The organism is Sediminicola sp. YIK13 (assembly GCF_001430825.1).
Taxonomy (GTDB): Bacteria; Bacteroidota; Bacteroidia; order Flavobacteriales; family Flavobacteriaceae; genus Sediminicola.
This window is the reverse complement of record NZ_CP010535.1, coordinates 1,782,497-1,799,862: the sequence shown is the minus strand read 5'-3', so window position 1 is coordinate 1,799,862 and position 17,366 is coordinate 1,782,497. Positions and strand designations below refer to the sequence as shown.

At 36.4% G+C, this 17,366-nt stretch carries 12 protein-coding genes and 1 other RNA gene; 8 read left to right on the top strand and 5 right to left on the bottom strand.

Annotated elements, in window-relative coordinates:
* Positions 1–119: 119 nt before the first annotated feature.
* From SB49_RS07970 to SB49_RS07950, 5 genes are read left to right on the top strand one after another with little or no spacing between them, the layout of a single operon-like run.
* Entirely contained in the window at positions 120–2,918 is a 2,799-nt protein-coding gene (locus SB49_RS07970) for a type I restriction endonuclease subunit R (protein WP_062055489.1), read from the top strand.
* Positions 2,918–4,576, top strand: coding sequence for a type I restriction-modification system subunit M (locus SB49_RS07965; RefSeq protein ID WP_062055487.1), 1,659 nt, complete (start codon positions 2,918–2,920; stop codon positions 4,574–4,576). Before SB49_RS07970 ends, SB49_RS07965 begins: the two co-directional genes overlap by 1 nt.
* Entirely contained in the window at positions 4,573–5,955 is a 1,383-nt protein-coding gene (locus tag SB49_RS07960) for a restriction endonuclease subunit S (RefSeq protein WP_062055485.1), read from the top strand. The genes SB49_RS07965 and SB49_RS07960 overlap by 4 nt, the downstream gene beginning before the upstream one ends.
* Positions 5,952–7,682, top strand: coding sequence for a restriction system-associated AAA family ATPase (locus SB49_RS07955; RefSeq protein WP_062055482.1), 1,731 nt, complete (start codon positions 5,952–5,954; stop codon positions 7,680–7,682). The genes SB49_RS07960 and SB49_RS07955 overlap by 4 nt, the downstream gene beginning before the upstream one ends.
* Positions 7,682–8,722 carry a hypothetical protein gene (locus tag SB49_RS07950; protein WP_062055480.1) on the top strand — a complete coding sequence of 347 codons (1,041 nt, stop codon included), beginning with the start codon at positions 7,682–7,684 and terminating at the stop codon, positions 8,720–8,722. Before SB49_RS07955 ends, SB49_RS07950 begins: the two co-directional genes overlap by 1 nt.
* A 564-nt stretch (positions 8,723–9,286) precedes the next feature.
* Here SB49_RS07950 and ssrA read toward each other — a convergent pair.
* Positions 9,287–9,685, bottom strand: a transfer-messenger RNA (tmRNA) gene (gene ssrA / locus SB49_RS07945).
* A 267-nt stretch (positions 9,686–9,952) separates the two neighbouring features.
* Here ssrA and SB49_RS07940 point away from each other — a divergent pair.
* Entirely contained in the window at positions 9,953–11,158 is a 1,206-nt protein-coding gene (locus SB49_RS07940) for an NAD(P)-dependent oxidoreductase (RefSeq protein ID WP_062055477.1), read from the top strand.
* Positions 11,159–11,236: 78 nt separating this feature from the next.
* Here SB49_RS07940 and kdsA read toward each other — a convergent pair whose 3' ends face one another.
* Entirely contained in the window at positions 11,237–12,058 is an 822-nt protein-coding gene (gene kdsA, locus SB49_RS07935) for a 3-deoxy-8-phosphooctulonate synthase (RefSeq protein ID WP_062055475.1), read from the bottom strand.
* A gap of 179 nt (positions 12,059–12,237) precedes the next feature.
* Between kdsA and SB49_RS07930 the strand changes: the two genes are divergently transcribed.
* Together SB49_RS07930 and typA are read left to right on the top strand one after the other, a co-directional pair.
* Positions 12,238–12,726 (top strand): DinB family protein, encoded by a 489-nt coding sequence (locus SB49_RS07930; protein WP_062055473.1) that lies wholly within the window; start codon positions 12,238–12,240, stop codon positions 12,724–12,726.
* 232 nt (positions 12,727–12,958) lie between these two features.
* Complete coding sequence (typA, locus tag SB49_RS07925) at positions 12,959–14,758, top strand: translational GTPase TypA (RefSeq protein ID WP_062055471.1); 1,800 nt, start codon at positions 12,959–12,961, stop codon at positions 14,756–14,758.
* A 68-nt stretch (positions 14,759–14,826) separates the two neighbouring features.
* On the opposite strand, the gene ppgK is transcribed toward typA, so the two are convergent.
* From ppgK to SB49_RS07910, 3 genes are read right to left on the bottom strand one after another with little or no spacing between them, the layout of a single operon-like run.
* The gene (gene ppgK, locus SB49_RS07920) at positions 14,827–15,564 is read right to left on the bottom strand and encodes a polyphosphate--glucose phosphotransferase (protein WP_062055469.1); all 738 of its coding nucleotides are present in this window, start codon (positions 15,562–15,564) and stop codon (positions 14,827–14,829) included.
* A 60-nt stretch (positions 15,565–15,624) separates the two neighbouring features.
* Positions 15,625–16,443, bottom strand: a complete 819-nt coding sequence (locus SB49_RS16265) for an NUDIX hydrolase (protein WP_145758367.1) — start codon at positions 16,441–16,443, stop codon at positions 15,625–15,627.
* Positions 16,444–16,475: 32 nt separating this feature from the next.
* Positions 16,476–17,159 carry a cell division ATP-binding protein FtsE gene (locus SB49_RS07910; RefSeq protein WP_062055467.1) on the bottom strand — a complete coding sequence of 228 codons (684 nt, stop codon included), beginning with the start codon at positions 17,157–17,159 and terminating at the stop codon, positions 16,476–16,478.
* Between the last annotated feature and the right edge of the window lie 207 nt (positions 17,160–17,366).

Below are 17,366 nucleotides of genomic sequence, written 5' to 3'. Positions count from 1 at the left end.
GTAACGAATAAAAAGGCCGAATAGATAGAGAATTTTATAAAACATGCACAAATCCCAATATTGTGTAAACTATATGGTAGGACGTTAAAGAATAAATCATTTTAAATTAAGGAATAAAATTGAACGAATCAACAACCAGAAAAGAACTAATAGATATCCACTTAAAAGAAGCTGGATGGGATGTTAATGACCATACTCAGGTTGTGGAAGAATATGTTGTTGATTTAATAGCGGGAAACCAAGCGAAAGAACCAACTGGGAAAAATCTGAACAATCAATTCTCTGATTATGTTTTGTTAGGTAAAAACGGAAAACCATTAGCTGTTGTTGAAGCTAAGAAAAGTATTAAGGACGCAAATACTGGACGTGAACAAGCAAAACAATATTGTTATAATATTCAAAAACAAACCAATGATATTTTACCGTTTTGTTTTTACACTAATGGACACGATATATTCTTTTGGGATTTAGAAAATGCCCCACCAAGAAAAGTAATTGGTTACCCAAATAGAGAGGATTTAGAGCGATACCAATACATAAGAGAAGTAAAAAAGCCACTTACAAGTGAACTTATAAATACCAAAGTTGCAGGTAGAGATTACCAAATAAGGGCTATTCGTTCGGTAATGGATGGTCTCGAACAAAAAAGACGTACGTTTTTAATTGTAATGGCAACTGGCACAGGTAAAACAAGAACTACCATTGCTTTAGTTGAAGCACTGATGAGAGCTGGTTGGGCGGAAAAAGCATTATTTTTAGTTGATAGGATTGCATTAAGAGACCAAGCACTAGAGGCTTTTAAAGAACATTTACCTAACGAACCTAGATGGCCTAAACAAGGAGAAAAAAGTATAGCAAAGGATAGACGAATTTATATCTCTACTTATCCAACAATGCTGAATATTGTTCGTGAAGAAAAAGAAACTTTATCACCTCACTTTTTTGATTTAATAGTGGTAGACGAAAGTCACCGAAGCATTTATAATACCTATAAAGAAGTATTAGATTATTTCAACACCATTACCATTGGCTTAACAGCTACACCAACAGATGTAATTGACCACAACACCTTTAAAATATTTAATTGTGAAGATGGTTTACCGTCTTTTGCTTATACCTATGAAGAAGCTGTAAATAATATCCCTCCGTATTTGTGCAATTTTCAGGTAATGAAAATTAAAACCAAATTTCAAACGGATGGAATTAGCAAAAGAACTGTTTCATTAGAAGACCAAAAGAAATTAATCCTTGAAGGAAAGGAGATTGCCGAAATCAACTTTGAAGGCGTAGAACTAGAAAAGAAAGTCATAAATAAAGGAACAAATACACTTATAGTAAAGGAATTTATGGAGGAATCCATAAAAGATATCAACGGTGTATTACCTGGGAAAACAATCTTTTTCTGTGCCAATATTGCACACGCAAGACGTATTGAAGAAATATTTGACCAACTCTATCCACAATACAATGGCGAATTAGCCAAAGTAATGGTTTCTGAGGACTCTAGAGTTCACGGAAAAGGCGGTTTACTTGACCAGTTTAAAAACAAAGATTTTCCAAGAGTTGCTATCAGTGTCGATATGTTAGATACTGGTATTGATATTAGAGAATTGGTAAACTTAGTTTTTGCAAAACCTGTTTATTCTTACACTAAATTTTGGCAAATGATAGGTAGAGGAACTCGTTTGCTAGAACCTACACAAATGAAATCTTGGTGTACGGAAAAAGACGTTTTCTTAATTTTAGATTGTTGGGATAATTTCGAATACTTCAAATTAAAGCCAAAAGGTAAAGAATTGAAACAGGCTATTCCTATTCCTGTAAAACTATTTGGTTTACGATTAGAAAAGCTAGAATTTGTGTTTGAAGCTAGTATTCAAGAAACCATTATAGAAGAATGTAAAAGACTTCAAAAGCTAATAGCATTGTTGCCTAAAAATTCTGTCGTTATAAAAGACAATAGTAAAGCGGTTGCAGAAGTTAACAATCCTGATTTTTGGGAGGTTATAAATTCTAATAAAATAGACTTCTTAAAAGCTGAAATTCTTCCTTTAATGCGAACAATTTCTGGAGTAGACTATAAAGCTATGCGTTTTGAAAAAGACATTTTAGAAGTTTCTTTGGCAAAAATGCAAAATGAAACAGAAAAGTACGATATGCTTAAAGATGCATTAATAGAACGTATTTCTGATTTACCGCTATCATTAAACATAGTAGCAAAACAACAAGAGCTTATTAGAGATTCGCAACGCAATCAATTCTGGAACAACATTAAAGAAAATGATTTTAATAATTTAATTGACAAACTTTCTCCCTTAGCTAGATATATTGATTCTAGAGATACTACTTCTGGCCCTTCTAAATTCAATTTTGAAGATGAACTCGTAGCCAAAGAAATGGTAGAGTTTGGACCACAAAATGAAGCAGTAAGTATTACTCGTTACAAGGAAATGGTAGAGGAAAAAATAAGAGAGTTGACCGAGTCAAATCCAATACTTCAAAAAATAATTGATGGTAATGCGATAACGGAAGAAGAAGTGGAAACACTAGCTCACGAATTACAAGAAGAAAACCCACATATTACCATTGGACTACTGCAAAGAGTATATCAAAATAGAAAAGCAAAATTCTTACAGTTTATTAAGCACATTTTGGGTCTTGAAGTATTAGAAACATTTACAGAAAGTGTGGCTAGTGCATTTGGTGACTTTATTAGAGAACATAATTATTTATCTAGTAGACAACTTCAATTTTTAGATATCTTAAAGAAATACATTTTAGAAAAAGGAAACCTAGAAAAGAAAAACTTGATAGAATCACCTTTTACTATGATTCATCCTGAAGGAATAAGAGGTGTTTTTTCGCCTAAAGAAATAAACGAAATATTACAATTAACAAATAAAATATTAGCTGCATAATGTTACAAAACAATCCTAAATTAAAAGCTTTAATAGTCAGTCTTTGGAATACGTTCTGGAGTGGTGGTATTGCCAATCCAATTACTGCTATTGAGCAAATCACCTACTTGCTTTTTATTAAAAGACTAGATGAGCTTGAAAGTAAAAGAGAACGAGATGCAGAGTTTACCGGAGAAACTTACGAATCCAAATTTGATGGCGAATACACACCCTGGATAGATGAGAGTTTATACCGACCAAAACCAGGTGCATCTGAAGAAGATAAGACAGCATTATACAAAAAACGAGAAGAAGCATTAACTCCTAGGCCTAAAAAAGAATTAAAATGGAGTTTCTTCAAATCTATGCCAGCAGACCAAATGCTAGTACATTTTAGAAATAATGTGTTTCCGCACATAAAAGAGTTGAATGACGAGAGTTCTTCGTTTACGAAGTATATGAAGAATGCTGTTTTCATTATTCAAAAACCATCTTTACTTGTAGAAGCCGTTAAAAAAGTAGATGAAATTTTTATTGAGATTGAAGAAGATTCCAAAGATGGCAAACAGTCATTTCAAGACATACAAGGTGATGTTTATGAAATGCTTTTAAAAGAAATTGCTACTGCTGGTAAAAATGGACAATTCCGTACACCAAGGCATTTAATTAAATTATTAGCAGAATTAACCGAACCCAAACTAGGACACAAAATAGCAGACCCAGCTTGTGGTACTGGTGGATTTTTATTAGGTGCTTACCAATATATTTTATCGGACTTGGTTCGTAAAAAAGAACCTGACTTGTTGCAAGCAGATGAAGATGGTTTTGAAAGAGCCTCTATTTCTTCTGTGTTAGATGATAAAAACAAAAAAATATTAAACGATAGTTTTTATGGTTTTGATATAGATACCACTATGGTACGATTGGGCCTTATGAATCTAATGATGCACGGGATAGACAATCCTCATATTGAATATAAAGATACTTTAAGTAAGAATTACAATGAAAGTGGCAATTACGATATCGTACTGGCTAATCCTCCTTTTACAGGAAAGCTAGACAAAGGAGATGTTAACCCAGATTTAGGTGTAGATACAGGTTCTACTGAATTGTTGTTTTTGGCCCGAATTTCTAAAATGCTGCGTGCTGGTGGTAAAGCTGCGGTCATAATACCTGAAGGTGTTTTATTTGGAGGTAATAAAGCTCAGAAAGCAACTAGAGAAATATTATTAAAAGACAATCAGTTAGAAGCCGTTATTTCATTGCCTGCTGGTGCTTTTAAGCCTTATACTGGTGTAAAAACGGCTATTTTGGTATTTACCAAGGTAGAAGAAGATAGCAAAACGTGGCATACTGATAAAGTTTGGTTTTATACCTTAGAAAATGATGGGTATAGTTTAGACGACAACCGTAGAAAACTAAAAGAAAATCCACTACCTATAGTAAATAATGAATATGCCGCTAGAAAAACAACAACATATCCAGACCGTAAAAATCACTTTTTTGTTCCACTATCCGAAATACAAGATAACGATTTAGACCTTAGTTACAACCGATATAAAGAGTATGAATATACCGAGCAAAAATATGACCCACCAAAAGCCATTTTAGTAAAATTAATGGAAATGGAACAGGGAATTTTAGCAGATATGCAAGAACTAAATGACTTGATAGGATGAACACAAAAAAATTCGATGATATCTTTTGGTTTGGGCCCAAATCCAAAATAAAGGCAGGTGATGGACTTGATGAAGGTAGGTTTCCTTTTTATACTTCAAGTTCAATTCTCAAAAAGTTTGTGAATACAGAGCAATTTTTTGATGAAGCATTAATTTTTGGAACAGGTGGAAGTGCAAGTGTGCATTATGCAAACGAGCCATTTTCAACTTCAACAGATTGTATTGTTGCGATAGCTAGAGACGAAAATTTTAATACAAAGTTTGTCTATTACTACCTTTTTGGGAATCTACATTTATTAGAAAGAGGGTTCAAAGGGGCTGGATTAAAACATATATCTAAGAAATATATTCAGAAGCTAGATATTCCTATTCTCCCAATAGAAGCCCAAAATAAAATAGTTTCTCTACTAGACAAAGCGAGCGAATTAGTACAAAAAAGAGAAGACAGTATTACTTTATTGGATGAGCTATTAAGTTCTCAGTTTTTGAGAATGTTTGGAAAAGCAAATGAACAATTTGATGTTTGGGGAGATGTTCAGATTAAATCCTTAGCATTGAATAAGAAAAACTCTATGAGAACTGGACCTTTCGGGAGTAATCTTAAACATACTGAATTTGTAGAAAGCGGACCGGTTGCAGTCTTAGGGATAGACAATGCTGTCAAAAACACTTTTCAATGGAAAGAAAAAAGGTATATAACTAATGAAAAGTACGAAGATTTAAAAAGATACACGGTTTTTCCAAGAGATGTCATTATAACTATAATGGGAACAGTTGGTCGTTCGGCTGTAATACCTGAAGATATTCCTACAGCAATAAACACAAAGCATTTGGCTTGTATTTCATTAGACCCAAAAAAGTGTAATCCTTATTATTTGGCATATTCTATTCATTCAAACCCATATATAAGCTATCAAATGAAAGCTCAAGAAAAAGGAGCAATTATGGCTGGACTAAACCTAACTATTATAAAAGATTTGAAATTGAAAGACGTCCCTATAGAACTCCAAAATAAGTTTGAAACCATATACCATAATATACAAGTACAAAAAGAAACCTTAATTCAGTCTAAAACTGAGTTAGAAAATTTATATAATAGCCTATTGCAACGTGCATTTAGTGGGCAATTAAATTTTAATGTAGATGCAGAACTAGATGTATTATTAGCAGCTATAGATGTAGACAAAGAAGAGAACGATATTAGAGATATTGCTACAGTTTATGCCAGTCGTTTATTAGAAAGGCTAGACTCGCAGGATTTTGAAAACCAAACTCAATACCAGCAAGCCAAACAAGTTGCTTTTCAAATGCTTAAAGAAGGAGCTATCGAACAAGAGTATGATGTAAAAGATTCAGCAGTAAAAATGAAACTAGTATGAAGCTTTTAAAACTTCACATACAAGATGAGTTTAGAAGCTTACACGAAGGCTTTAGTATTGATTTTCATAAAGATATGGATTCTATGGATACCTTTCAGCCCTTTTGCTTTGCAGGTCTCAATGGTAGTGGAAAATCGAATGTATTAGAAGCATTAGCCTCTATTTTTTATCATTTAGAGTTTTGTGTATCTAAGTTTCGTCCCCAAAATTTTGACAAACATTTTAAACGGCATATTAGCACGCCAGATGCCTATACGCTGCAATATTTAATTGGTAAAAACAATGGTGATTCTTACACCCTAACTAATTTTTATAAAGTCACTATTAATAAAACAAATCATCATAACAAAGCAAAAGACAACGAACCGAAACTATTTATTCAAGAATATCCATATGATGATACCGTAGAAAAAAAGGAAATTCCTATGCTCTCTTCAGAATATAACGAAGAAGCTGCCGAAGCAAAGAATTACCTTCCAGACTTGGTAGTTGCCTATTCTTCGGGAGAAAATGAAACGTTGAGTTTGCCTTTCATTAAAAACCGATTAATCAATTTCGATAAATATTGTGAAGATTTTAAAGAGAATATAATTTTTGATGAACCTGAGTCCAGCTTAATTTATATCGATGAAGGCATGAGTCAAGCGGTGTTGTTAGCTGCTTTGTTGTTTGAAGATGAAAAGACACTAAAGCCGTTAAAAAAGGAATTGGGTATCTTAAAATTGCAAAGTTTCACGTTGCATTTCAATAACAAATTGCTAGAAACTACTGATATAAAACCATTGTTAGAACATGTAGAGGATATTATCGAAAGACTAAAAAAATGCACAACTTCTTGGCATGAAAAGAAGAATGATGTAATAAATACTGGTGATGAAACATATTCTGTATTAAGTTTAGACTTTTATGTTGATGAAGCTACAAAAACAGCTTTTAAAAGGCATTTTAGCACCTCTTTTGAGCTCTTTCGATTTTTTCAAGTATTATACGAACTTAACTCAAATATCGTTCCTGAAAACATTAAAGAGGAGGTATATAGCTCGCAAGGATTTTACACCAAAAGTAAATTGCCTGTCGCCGCTCCATTAGATACTGTATTTCATTTTCTAGATTATAAAATCCTAAAAAAAATAAAAGGTAAAAAAGAGCCTAAAGCATTATTGCTAAGAGAGTTTTCAGATGGTGAACAGCAATTTTTACACACAATTGGTATTTGCTTAATGCTGAAAGAGCGTAGAACGCTATTACTTTTAGATGAACCAGAAACACATTTTAATCCTTCTTGGCGAGCCAAGTTTATTAAAATTTTGAATGATAGTATTTATGCCGGTAGATTAAAGAATTTACCTAATGGAGATATTAATGTTCATTTATTAAAAGATGTAATTCTTACGTCTCACTCTCCTTTTATAATTTCAGACTGTATGCCTAATAATGTTATTTTCTTTGACAGGCATAAAGTAACAGAATTGGTTGAGGCAAAAAGTGCAAAGGAGTTAGAATTTAACACGTTCGGAACTTCAGTAGAAACAATACTAGATGAATTATTTGATTACAATCAATCTATTGGAGACTGGTCAAACGAAGAATTGCTAAAAATACAATTTGACAGTATCAAAACAGAAACAGACAAAAATGAATTAAAGAAGAAATTAAGAGTTTTAGGTCCATCCATTGAAAAGGACTTAGTCTTAGCAAAGTTGAATCGTTTAGAATTGAAAGGTTAATGTTACGGCTTTACACACCAATAAAACACGATATTTTCACTCTACACACGCTGTTAGAGAAAGTCGTATGTGATGTTTGGTGCACAGCCAATAATGACAGCTGTGATGATAAATTAGAACAAGCATTTAAGGATATTTATAACTATTCGTACAAGTCCAAACCAAAAGTAAAAAAGACATTAAAGGATGAAGTCGAACGCATTTATGAAATTTTCAAAGGTTTCACACCTCAGGTTAAGGAACTAGTTAAAGAAGCTTTCAAAGTAAATAATGATATTGAAGCACTTTGTAATGGAGTAAGTCCGGTTTATTTATCAGCCTTGCCAGATGTAGTTGAGAATGACATAAAGCCTCTTTTTAAATGGTGTTATGAAAAACTACTTGAACAAGGAAAAGTTGCAGGAGATAAAATGGAGTATTACAATGAGCTTGTAAAATATCCTGACAATGATTTTGATACTTGCCCTTGCTGTGGTTTGATAGATATAGAGTCAGAAGGAAGTATCTGTAGAGAAGATTATGACCATTATTTACCAAAATCTCATTACCCATTTGCGAGTGTTAATTTTACGAATTTAGTGCCAATCTGTAATAAATGTAATCGAGACAGAAAAAAGGCAAAAGACCCAATAGAAAATGATAGGATTGCTTTTTATCCTTTTTCAACAAATGTACATAGCATAGAATGTTCTTACACTTTTATTGTAGATATAGATGTAGTTACTAAAAAAGTGAATTTAGACAAACTATCTATTTCATTCGCTGGCGACGTTTCAAGAATCCAAACTTGGAATTGGTTATTTGCCATTGATATCCGTTATAACGATTATATAAAATCAAAGTCTCAAAGTTGGTTAAGAGAATTAGCATCTAGATTTGAGAGGAATAAAAAAAGAGGACACGGTTTATCCTATTTAGAAATAGTAAATGACCATATTGAAGACTATGAAGAGGACAAATATTCCGAAAAGAAATTTTTGAAAATTGCTTTTTTCAACGCGGTAAAGAATGATGCTAAATTTATGTCAGTGTATGAATAAGCAAACGCAAGTTCAAGCAAATTTAAACGAGCCTTCGCGACAATAAAACTGAATAACAAACTCAATGGAAAAAACTAGCGGAATACAATGTTTCCTATTAAAGGCCTTTTAAAACAATTTTTTACAGGACGGCGATTTCTAAAATTAAATGAGCCTAAAAGTTAGATAGATTTCGGTAACAAACCTGTCATGTTAAAAATTGTAATATTCTACATGATTTCATGTTAATATTTTTTTTAATATATAATTCATGTATCTTAAAATCAATTAATTATGATTATTTTGAGATTTTAATAACTGTCTTTTATTTTTTGAATAAGGTCCTATTATTAGCTAGGCCTCTTAATATAAAAAGAAAATCGAATTTATTTTTGGGGTGGGGGGTACTTTTTTAGTTCTTATATCAAAAAAGTTTTGACTTTTAATAATTTACCCATTTCAATTAGTCTTAATGTAGTTTAATTTATCCAAAATAAAGGAAATTAAAAAATATGTCTAATAGCTGACTAAAAAATAAATAAAAAAGCCATAACAAATTTAAAATGAATTAGTTATGGCTTTTAATTGTGGAGCCGGAGGGATTCGAACCCTCGTCCAAACAAGCAATTACAATGCTTTCTACATGCGTAGTTTTTGATTGATTTTCGATGTGCACCTGACCAAAAACAGCCTAATACACACTTATCTTCTTAAGTTTTGGTGATAGTGCCGAAGCTTCACTACCCTTGTGTTGACTTTGATGGTGCTTCTGAAAGGGACGCCGTCAACAAGGGCTTCCCAGAAACATCTCGCTTCCCTACCTTGTAGGGACGAGGCTAAATCCTACTATGATTCGGATTAAGCGGCAAGAGCGTAATTATTTTCGCCAATTAAAAAGTGTGGAAAATGAGTTTTACGAGCTGTAGCCCAGCGCTCGGCATGCTTACATTCCAATTGGTCTCGCTGTCAAAACCAGTCGGCCCCATAATAGTTGGAACAGGGTTCCAGTATTATATGTATCAATGAACTTCTTTTGGGCGTTCCCCTTTAAAGGGTCGGGCTATCCGCTATATTTTTTTGATGTCATCTCGAGCGCAGTCGAGAGAAAATCAAAAAAGATACCGCTTCTATCCCTAACGCGGTCGCCAAAGGTACTTCAAAAAGTATTCCAAAAAAAGTTTTGCTTGTCAACATGTCATATGTTACATTTACCACCGAACATCTTCCTAAAGTTATAAATAGTAATTTTCTATGAAATTTGGAATCATCAGGGAACGCAAGACCCCTCCCGATAGGAGAGTGGTACTTTCACCAGAGGCCTGCATAAAATTAAGAAGTACTTACCCCAAGGCGACAATTATAGTTGAACCATCGCCCATTAGGATCTTCAAGGACGAAGAATACGCCACAAAAGGGTTCGAGGTAGCTTCAAAAATGGAGGAATGCGATGTGCTCCTAGGGGTGAAAGAGGTGCCTATGGAAGACCTGATTCCCAATAAAAAATATTTTTTCTTCTCCCATACCATTAAAAAACAACCCTATAATAGGGATTTGTTACAGGCTATCTTAGATAAAAACATTGAGCTTTTCGATCACGAGGTCATCACCAATGCCAAGGGCCAACGCCTGGTAGCTTTCGGGCGCTATGCCGGCATAGTGGGTGCCTATAACGGCATAAGGGCCTACGGCCTAAAATTTGACCTTTTCAACCTGCCAAAGGCAGAAGATTTGGAGGACCAGAAAGCCCTGATCGCAGAACTACAAAATATCAGTCTTCCCAATATCAAAATATTGCTTACCGGTAGGGGAAGGGTAGGCAATGGAGCCAAAGAAATGTTGGATGCCATGGGCCTTAAAAAGGTAGGCGTTGAAGACTATTTGGAAGAGGAGTTCGAAGAACCGGTGTATTGCCAGATCGATGCCTCCGATTACAACAAACGCAAGGACGGGGTAAGGGGAAACAAAGCCGACTTTTTTGCCCACCCAGAAGCGTACAAAAGTAATTTTATGCGCTTTGCCAGGGTGACCGATTTTTATATAGCCGGACACTTTTACGGGGATGGGGCGCCTTATCTATACACCCGCGAAGATGCCAAAGACCCAAGCTTTAAAATTAAAGTGGTGGCCGATGTCAGTTGCGATATAGACGGACCCGTGGCTACCACCATAAAACCCTCTACCATTGCAGATCCTATCTACGGATATGACCCGATAACGGAAACAGAGGTCGACTTTAAAAATGAAAAGGCCATTGCCGTTATGGCGGTGGATAACCTTCCCTGTGAACTCCCAAGGGATGCCAGCGTTGGTTTTGGGGAAGCTTTTTTAAAAAATGTGATCCCAGCCTTTTTCAATGATGATGAAGATGGGGTGCTATTACGCGCTAGAATGACCCAAAATGGTAAACTGACGGAACGCTATTCCTATTTACAGGATTTCGTGGACGGGAAGGAATAAACAATAAGAACATCTTTTAATAGAAAAAGGCCAATGCATCCGCATTGGCCTTTTTTATGAATTATGGGTGTATGCTTCTTATTTTAAGCTGTTGACGGTTTTACGTATTGCCACTAAATTCGTCAATAATTTTTCCAAATGGTCCAAATGCAACATATTGGCCCCATCACTTTTGGCATTGGCCGGGTCAAAATGGGTTTCCATGAAAATACCATCCGCACCGGTAACGATGCCCGCCCTGGCAATGGTCTCTATCATATCTGGCCTTCCTCCCGTAACCCCGGAAGATTGGTTGGGTTGCTGTAAGGAGTGGGTAACGTCCAAGACCACGGGCGCGTATTGCTTCATGGTTGGGATGCCCCTAAAATCTACGATCATATCCTGGTACCCGAACATGGTGCCCCGGTCTGTGACCATCACCTGTTCGTTATTGGATTCCTCTACTTTCATCACCGCATGCTTCATGCTTTCCGGACTCATAAACTGACCTTTTTTGAGGTTTACTACTTTGCCTGTCTCGGCAGCAGCAACCACCAAATCGGTTTGCCGTACCAAAAAAGCAGGAATTTGCAGTACATCCACATACTCGGCAGCCATAGCGGCATCAGATATCTCATGGATATCCGTCACTGTGGGCACGTGAAAGGTTTCCGATACTTTACGAAGGATCTTTAATGCCTTTTCATCACCAATACCCGTAAAGCTATCAACCCTACTGCGGTTGGCCTTCTTGAAACTACCTTTAAACACATACGGAATTTGTAATTTATCGGTAATGGATACTACTTTTTCTGCAATCCGCATTGCCATGTCTTCCCCTTCAATGGCACAAGGGCCACAAAGAAGAAAAAAGTTGTTGCTATTGGTGTGTTTTATCTGAGGGATCAACTCTAGTTTCATGCTCAATAATTTAGTCGACAAAGATAACAGTTTTGCAACTAGATTTTGGACTCTCTAAAATTAATTGGGAAAGAGGGGAAGTGTTATATTTTTATAAATCTGATGATAACATGACTTAAGTCTTTTTCGGGCATCGTAATATTCCGTATTTTAAAGGATTAACCATTAACTAAATCATCATGGAATTACAAGATATGTTAATTGCAGAATTGGAACATGAAGTGGCGCTGACGGAAAAATTCTTAAAGCGCATTCCAAAAGATAAATTGAATTGGCGGCCCCATCCAAAATCAATGTCCCTAAAACAGTTGGGAAGTCATCTGGCAGAGATACCCGGTTGGGTTACAGGTACCATGGCACAGGATGAAATGTCCATGGACGACTACAAGCCGCCCATTAACGAAAGTGTGGAGGAAATGGTAAAGAATCTGAAATCCTCGGCCGAGGAGGCCAAAAAATCTCTAAAAGTCCCCAATAGTGAATTTGATAAACATTGGAAAATGATCCAAGGGGGTAAAACAGTGATGGAAATGCCAAAATATCAAGTCTTAAGGGGTATGGTGCTCAATCAATTGCCGCACCATAGGGCGCAGTTGGGGGTGTGCCTCCGATTATTGGACCAGCCGGTACCCGCTACGTATGGTCCATCAGCAGATGAGCAACAATAGGTTGCAAATCCAAATATGCGAGGAATTAAAACCAAGGCCTTTACATAGTATACAGGCCTTGGTTTAAGCGTTTAAAACCCAATTACATTCAAAAAATATATGGTGCGGGTCCTTCGTGAAACTGCTTCAAAATCAATATATTAAGAAAAATCATCCTTTTGTCAAAAGGTTAAAAAAAAGGAGTATCTTTGCGCGCGCATTCAGGAACATAGAATGCTTTTAAATTATAGTTATGTCAGCAACAAAAAACATTGCAATTATTGCCCACGTAGACCACGGTAAGACTACGTTAGTGGATAAAATTATGTACCACTGCCAATTGTTCAGGGAGAACCAGAACACTGGTGATTTAATTTTGGACAACAACGATTTGGAACGCGAAAGAGGTATTACTATTACTTCTAAGAACGTTTCGGTAGTTTATAAGGGAACAAAAATTAATATTATTGATACTCCTGGTCACGCCGATTTCGGTGGTGAGGTTGAGCGTGTTTTGAACATGGCCGACGGGGTATTGTTATTGGTAGATGCCTTTGAAGGTCCAATGCCACAAACACGTTTTGTTTTGCAAAAAGCAATCGATCTTGGTTTGAAACCTTGTGTTGTAATAAATAAAGTTGACAAAGAAAACTGTACTCCGGAAGAAGTGCACGAAAAAGTATTTGATTTGATGTTTGAATTGGGTGCCGAAGAATGGCAGCTAGATTTTCCAACCGTTTATGGTTCTGCAAAGAACAACTGGATGAGCGATGATTGGAAAAACGAAACAGACAATATAGAGCCATTATTGGATATGGTGATAGAGCATGTTCCAACTTTCGAAGCTAAAGAAGGAAATACTCAAATGTTGATCACTTCCTTGGATTTCTCTTCTTTTACCGGGCGTATTGCCATTGGTAGATTATTGAGAGGAAAGCTAAAAGAAGGACAACAGGTTTCTTTGGTGAAACGTGACGGTAAAATTGTAAAGACAAAAATCAAAGAACTATACACGTTTGAAGGGCTTGGTAGATTAAAGGTACAAGAAGTTAAAACAGGTGATATTTGTGCTATTGTTGGTTTGGAAGGATTTGAAATTGGTGATACCGTTGCCGATATCGAAAATCCAGAAGGCTTAAAAACAATTGCCATAGATGAACCAACAATGAGTATGTTGTTCACCATTAACGATAGTCCGTTTTTTGGTAAGGATGGTAAATTTGTAACATCCCGTCATATTAAGGATCGTTTGGAGCGTGAGCTAGAGAAAAACTTAGCACTACGTGTTAATGCTACTGATAGTGCCGATAAATTCTTGGTTTTTGGTAGAGGTGTATTGCACTTATCTGTTTTGATCGAAACTATGCGTCGTGAAGGTTACGAAATGCAAATTGGTCAGCCACAGGTGATCATCAAAGAAATTGATGGTGTTAAATGTGAGCCAATAGAGCAGTTAACTATAGATTTACCAGAGGAAGTTTCTGGTAGAGCCGTAGAAATGGTTTCTATACGTAAAGGTGAAATGACTAGTATGGAAGCTAAAGGAAGCCGTATGGTTTGTGAATTTTTAATTCCATCTAGAGGTATTATTGGTTTAAGAAACCAATTATTGACCGCTACTGCCGGTGAAGCCATCATGTCTCATAGATTCTTGGAATACCAACCGATGAAAGGTGATATTCCACAACGTCAAAATGGTTCTTTGGTATCCATGGAATTAGGAAAATCTATTCCTTATTCTATTGATAAATTACAGGATAGAGGTAAGTTCTTTGTAGATCCGGGAGAAGATATCTACGAAGGTCAGGTGATTGGAGAGAACTCTAGAGGTGATGATATGACCATCAATATCACCAAAACTAAAAAGTTGTCAAACGTTCGTTCTTCTGGAGCAGACGACAAGGCTAAAATTGTTCCTGCCATTAAATTTTCATTGGAGGAAGCTTTGGAATACATTCAGAAAGATGAATATGTTGAGGTAACTCCAAAACATATCCGTTTACGGAAAATACATTTAACTGAAAATGATCGTAAGCGTTTCAAAATCGCTTAAGTTTATTTTTAAATTCATAAAAAAGCCCCGAACCATTGGTTCGGGGCTTTTTGTATTTAAAATATTATTTAAAGCTTACTGCAAGCGGAAGCAGCACCTATAATTCCTGCGGTGTTTTCCAATACTGCTGGGATAACCTTGGTATCCACCTTAATCTGGTCCTTGAATTCTGTCCAGTCTTTTGAGGCCCCACCCCCTAGGATGATCAAATCGGGAGCGACGATCAAATCCACGTAATTCAAGAATTTATTAAATCGCTTGCCCCACTTTTTGTAACTCATGTTCTTTTTATCCTTCACGGACCCAGCAGCCCATGATTCTATCTTATCGTATTTTTTATATGGAATTTGTCCCAGTTCAAAATTTGGGATCAACTCCCCATTAAAAAAGGCGCCACTACCCAAACCGGTACCAATGGTGATCATGATCACCAATCCTTTTTCGCCCTTACCAATACCGTAGTTCATACAGGCACAACCGGCTGCATCGGCGTCATTGATTACATGGAAAGGTTGTCCCGTTGCCTCGGTAAAAAGATCGTCCACCTTAACGCCGACCCATGATTTATGTAGGTTACCTTGTGACTTGCAAACTCCGTGTCTGATAATGGAAGGAAAGCCACACCCTACAGGTCCTGTATAGTTGAAGTGGGTGACAATTTGTGAAACTACCTCCGCTATATCGGCGGGTTTTTTGGATTTTGGGGTAGGTATTCTGTAACGTTCGGTAAGCATTTCTCCTGTTTCAACATTTACCAATGCCCCTTTTATTCCAGAGCCACCTATATCTATCCCAAGTATTTCCATGTGTTTTTTAGTATGTGATCGCGGCAAAGAAACAAAAAAGTTTCGGCAATAGGAAAAACGCTATTTTATTAGATCACCTTTATGGTATAGGAAATCGAAAATCAATTGATCCACAGCGGAGACCATACTCCTGTCATTATAGGTAAGCCATACCATTTCCTCAATTTCTGAATCGGGGGCCAATTCACCTTGGTATTGTGCGGCATAACAGGTCATGCGTACTAAAATACCAGGTTTGTGTCCGTCCGCCTGGGCTTCAAAAATACCTATAAATTCCAATGAGGGTACTTTTATGTCCACACTGAGTTCTTCTTTGATTTCCCTGACCAAGGTCAAGGAATCCGTTTCCCCCAATTCCCTTTTTCCTCCGGGAATGTAATATTTGGTCTTGCCATTACTGCGGGTGCTTAATATTTTCCCCTCCACCAAATGGATCCATGCGAGCTTGTCTATAATTTTTTCTGTAGGTTCTATGTAATAATCTATGGAGTTGAGGGAATGGTTGGGGTCTATGGTATCCAACAGTTTGTCTATGGCGCGACCAAAAAAGGTGAGGGTGCCCAGTTTTTTGTTCCGGCCAATGGCACTGGAAATGGTCTCGTCCCTATTCCCAAAATAGTACCCGCCTTCCTTGATCCATAGAAAATTTAAAAGATGCTGCATGGTAACATTGCCCAATTGGTCTACCGAGATGGCTATTTTAAGGGCATACTCGCCAATTCCCGTGAGTCCGCTTTTAAAAAGCTTGTAAAAAAGTGCATAGACAAAGCCAAAAGGGACCGTGAGGGCAAATAGGAGTAGTGAAATGAAGAAGAGGAGAATACCAATAAGGGGATTCACCTTTTTGTCAGCTCTATAAATTTGTTTTTTTATGATCATGGACGCTTGACCTCGTTGGTAGATAATAGGTGTTAAATGGCCTTTTGAACCACTTCGAACACTTTATTGCCGTCGCATTTTAAGGTTTTTGAAGGGTACTTCAAGATCAGTGCATAATCATGGGTAGCCATTAAAATGGTACGTCCGGTTGCGTTGATCTCTTGCAAAACCTTCATGACCTCCACGCTGGTCTGCGGGTCCAGGTTACCGGTTGGCTCATCTGCCAAAATTAGTTCGGGATCATTCAAAAGGGCGCGGGCAATTGCAATACGTTGTTGTTCGCCTCCTGAAAGCTCATGAGGGAATTTAAAGCCTTTGGTCTTCATGCCTACTTTCCCCAAGACCTCCTCAATCTTGGCATCCATTAAATTGTCATCTGTCCAGCCAGTAGCTTTTAGAACAAAACGTAGGTTTTTATTGATGCTCCTATCGGGCAATAATTTAAAATCTTGGAAAACGATACCCAATTTCCTTCGTAGATAGGGAATATCTTTTTCTTTCAGGGTCTTGAGGTCAAAATCTACGATCTGGCCCGATCCTTCCAATAGTGGCAGGTCTCCGTAGAGCAATTTCATAAAGCTGCTTTTGCCGCTCCCGGTCTTCCCAATGAGGTACACAAACTCTCCTTTTTTTACTTCTAAATTGATTTCGTTGAGCACTAAATTTTCCTTCTGGAAAACGGATACGTTCTCTAAATGCAATATGCTTTCGCTCATGTTTCTGAATATGGAGATAAAGGTAATAAGTTCTTGTTAAAAGAAATCAAGGTCTTTTAAAAATATATATCTTTCGCCTTAAATTAAGTTAAACAAGGCATGGATTTTGTTAAGTTCAACTGTTCTTGGGCGTTCTGAAAAAAGGCATGTAAAATGTAGCTTTACAAGAATACTTAAGCACAATTTTTAACGTTATATAAATTCATA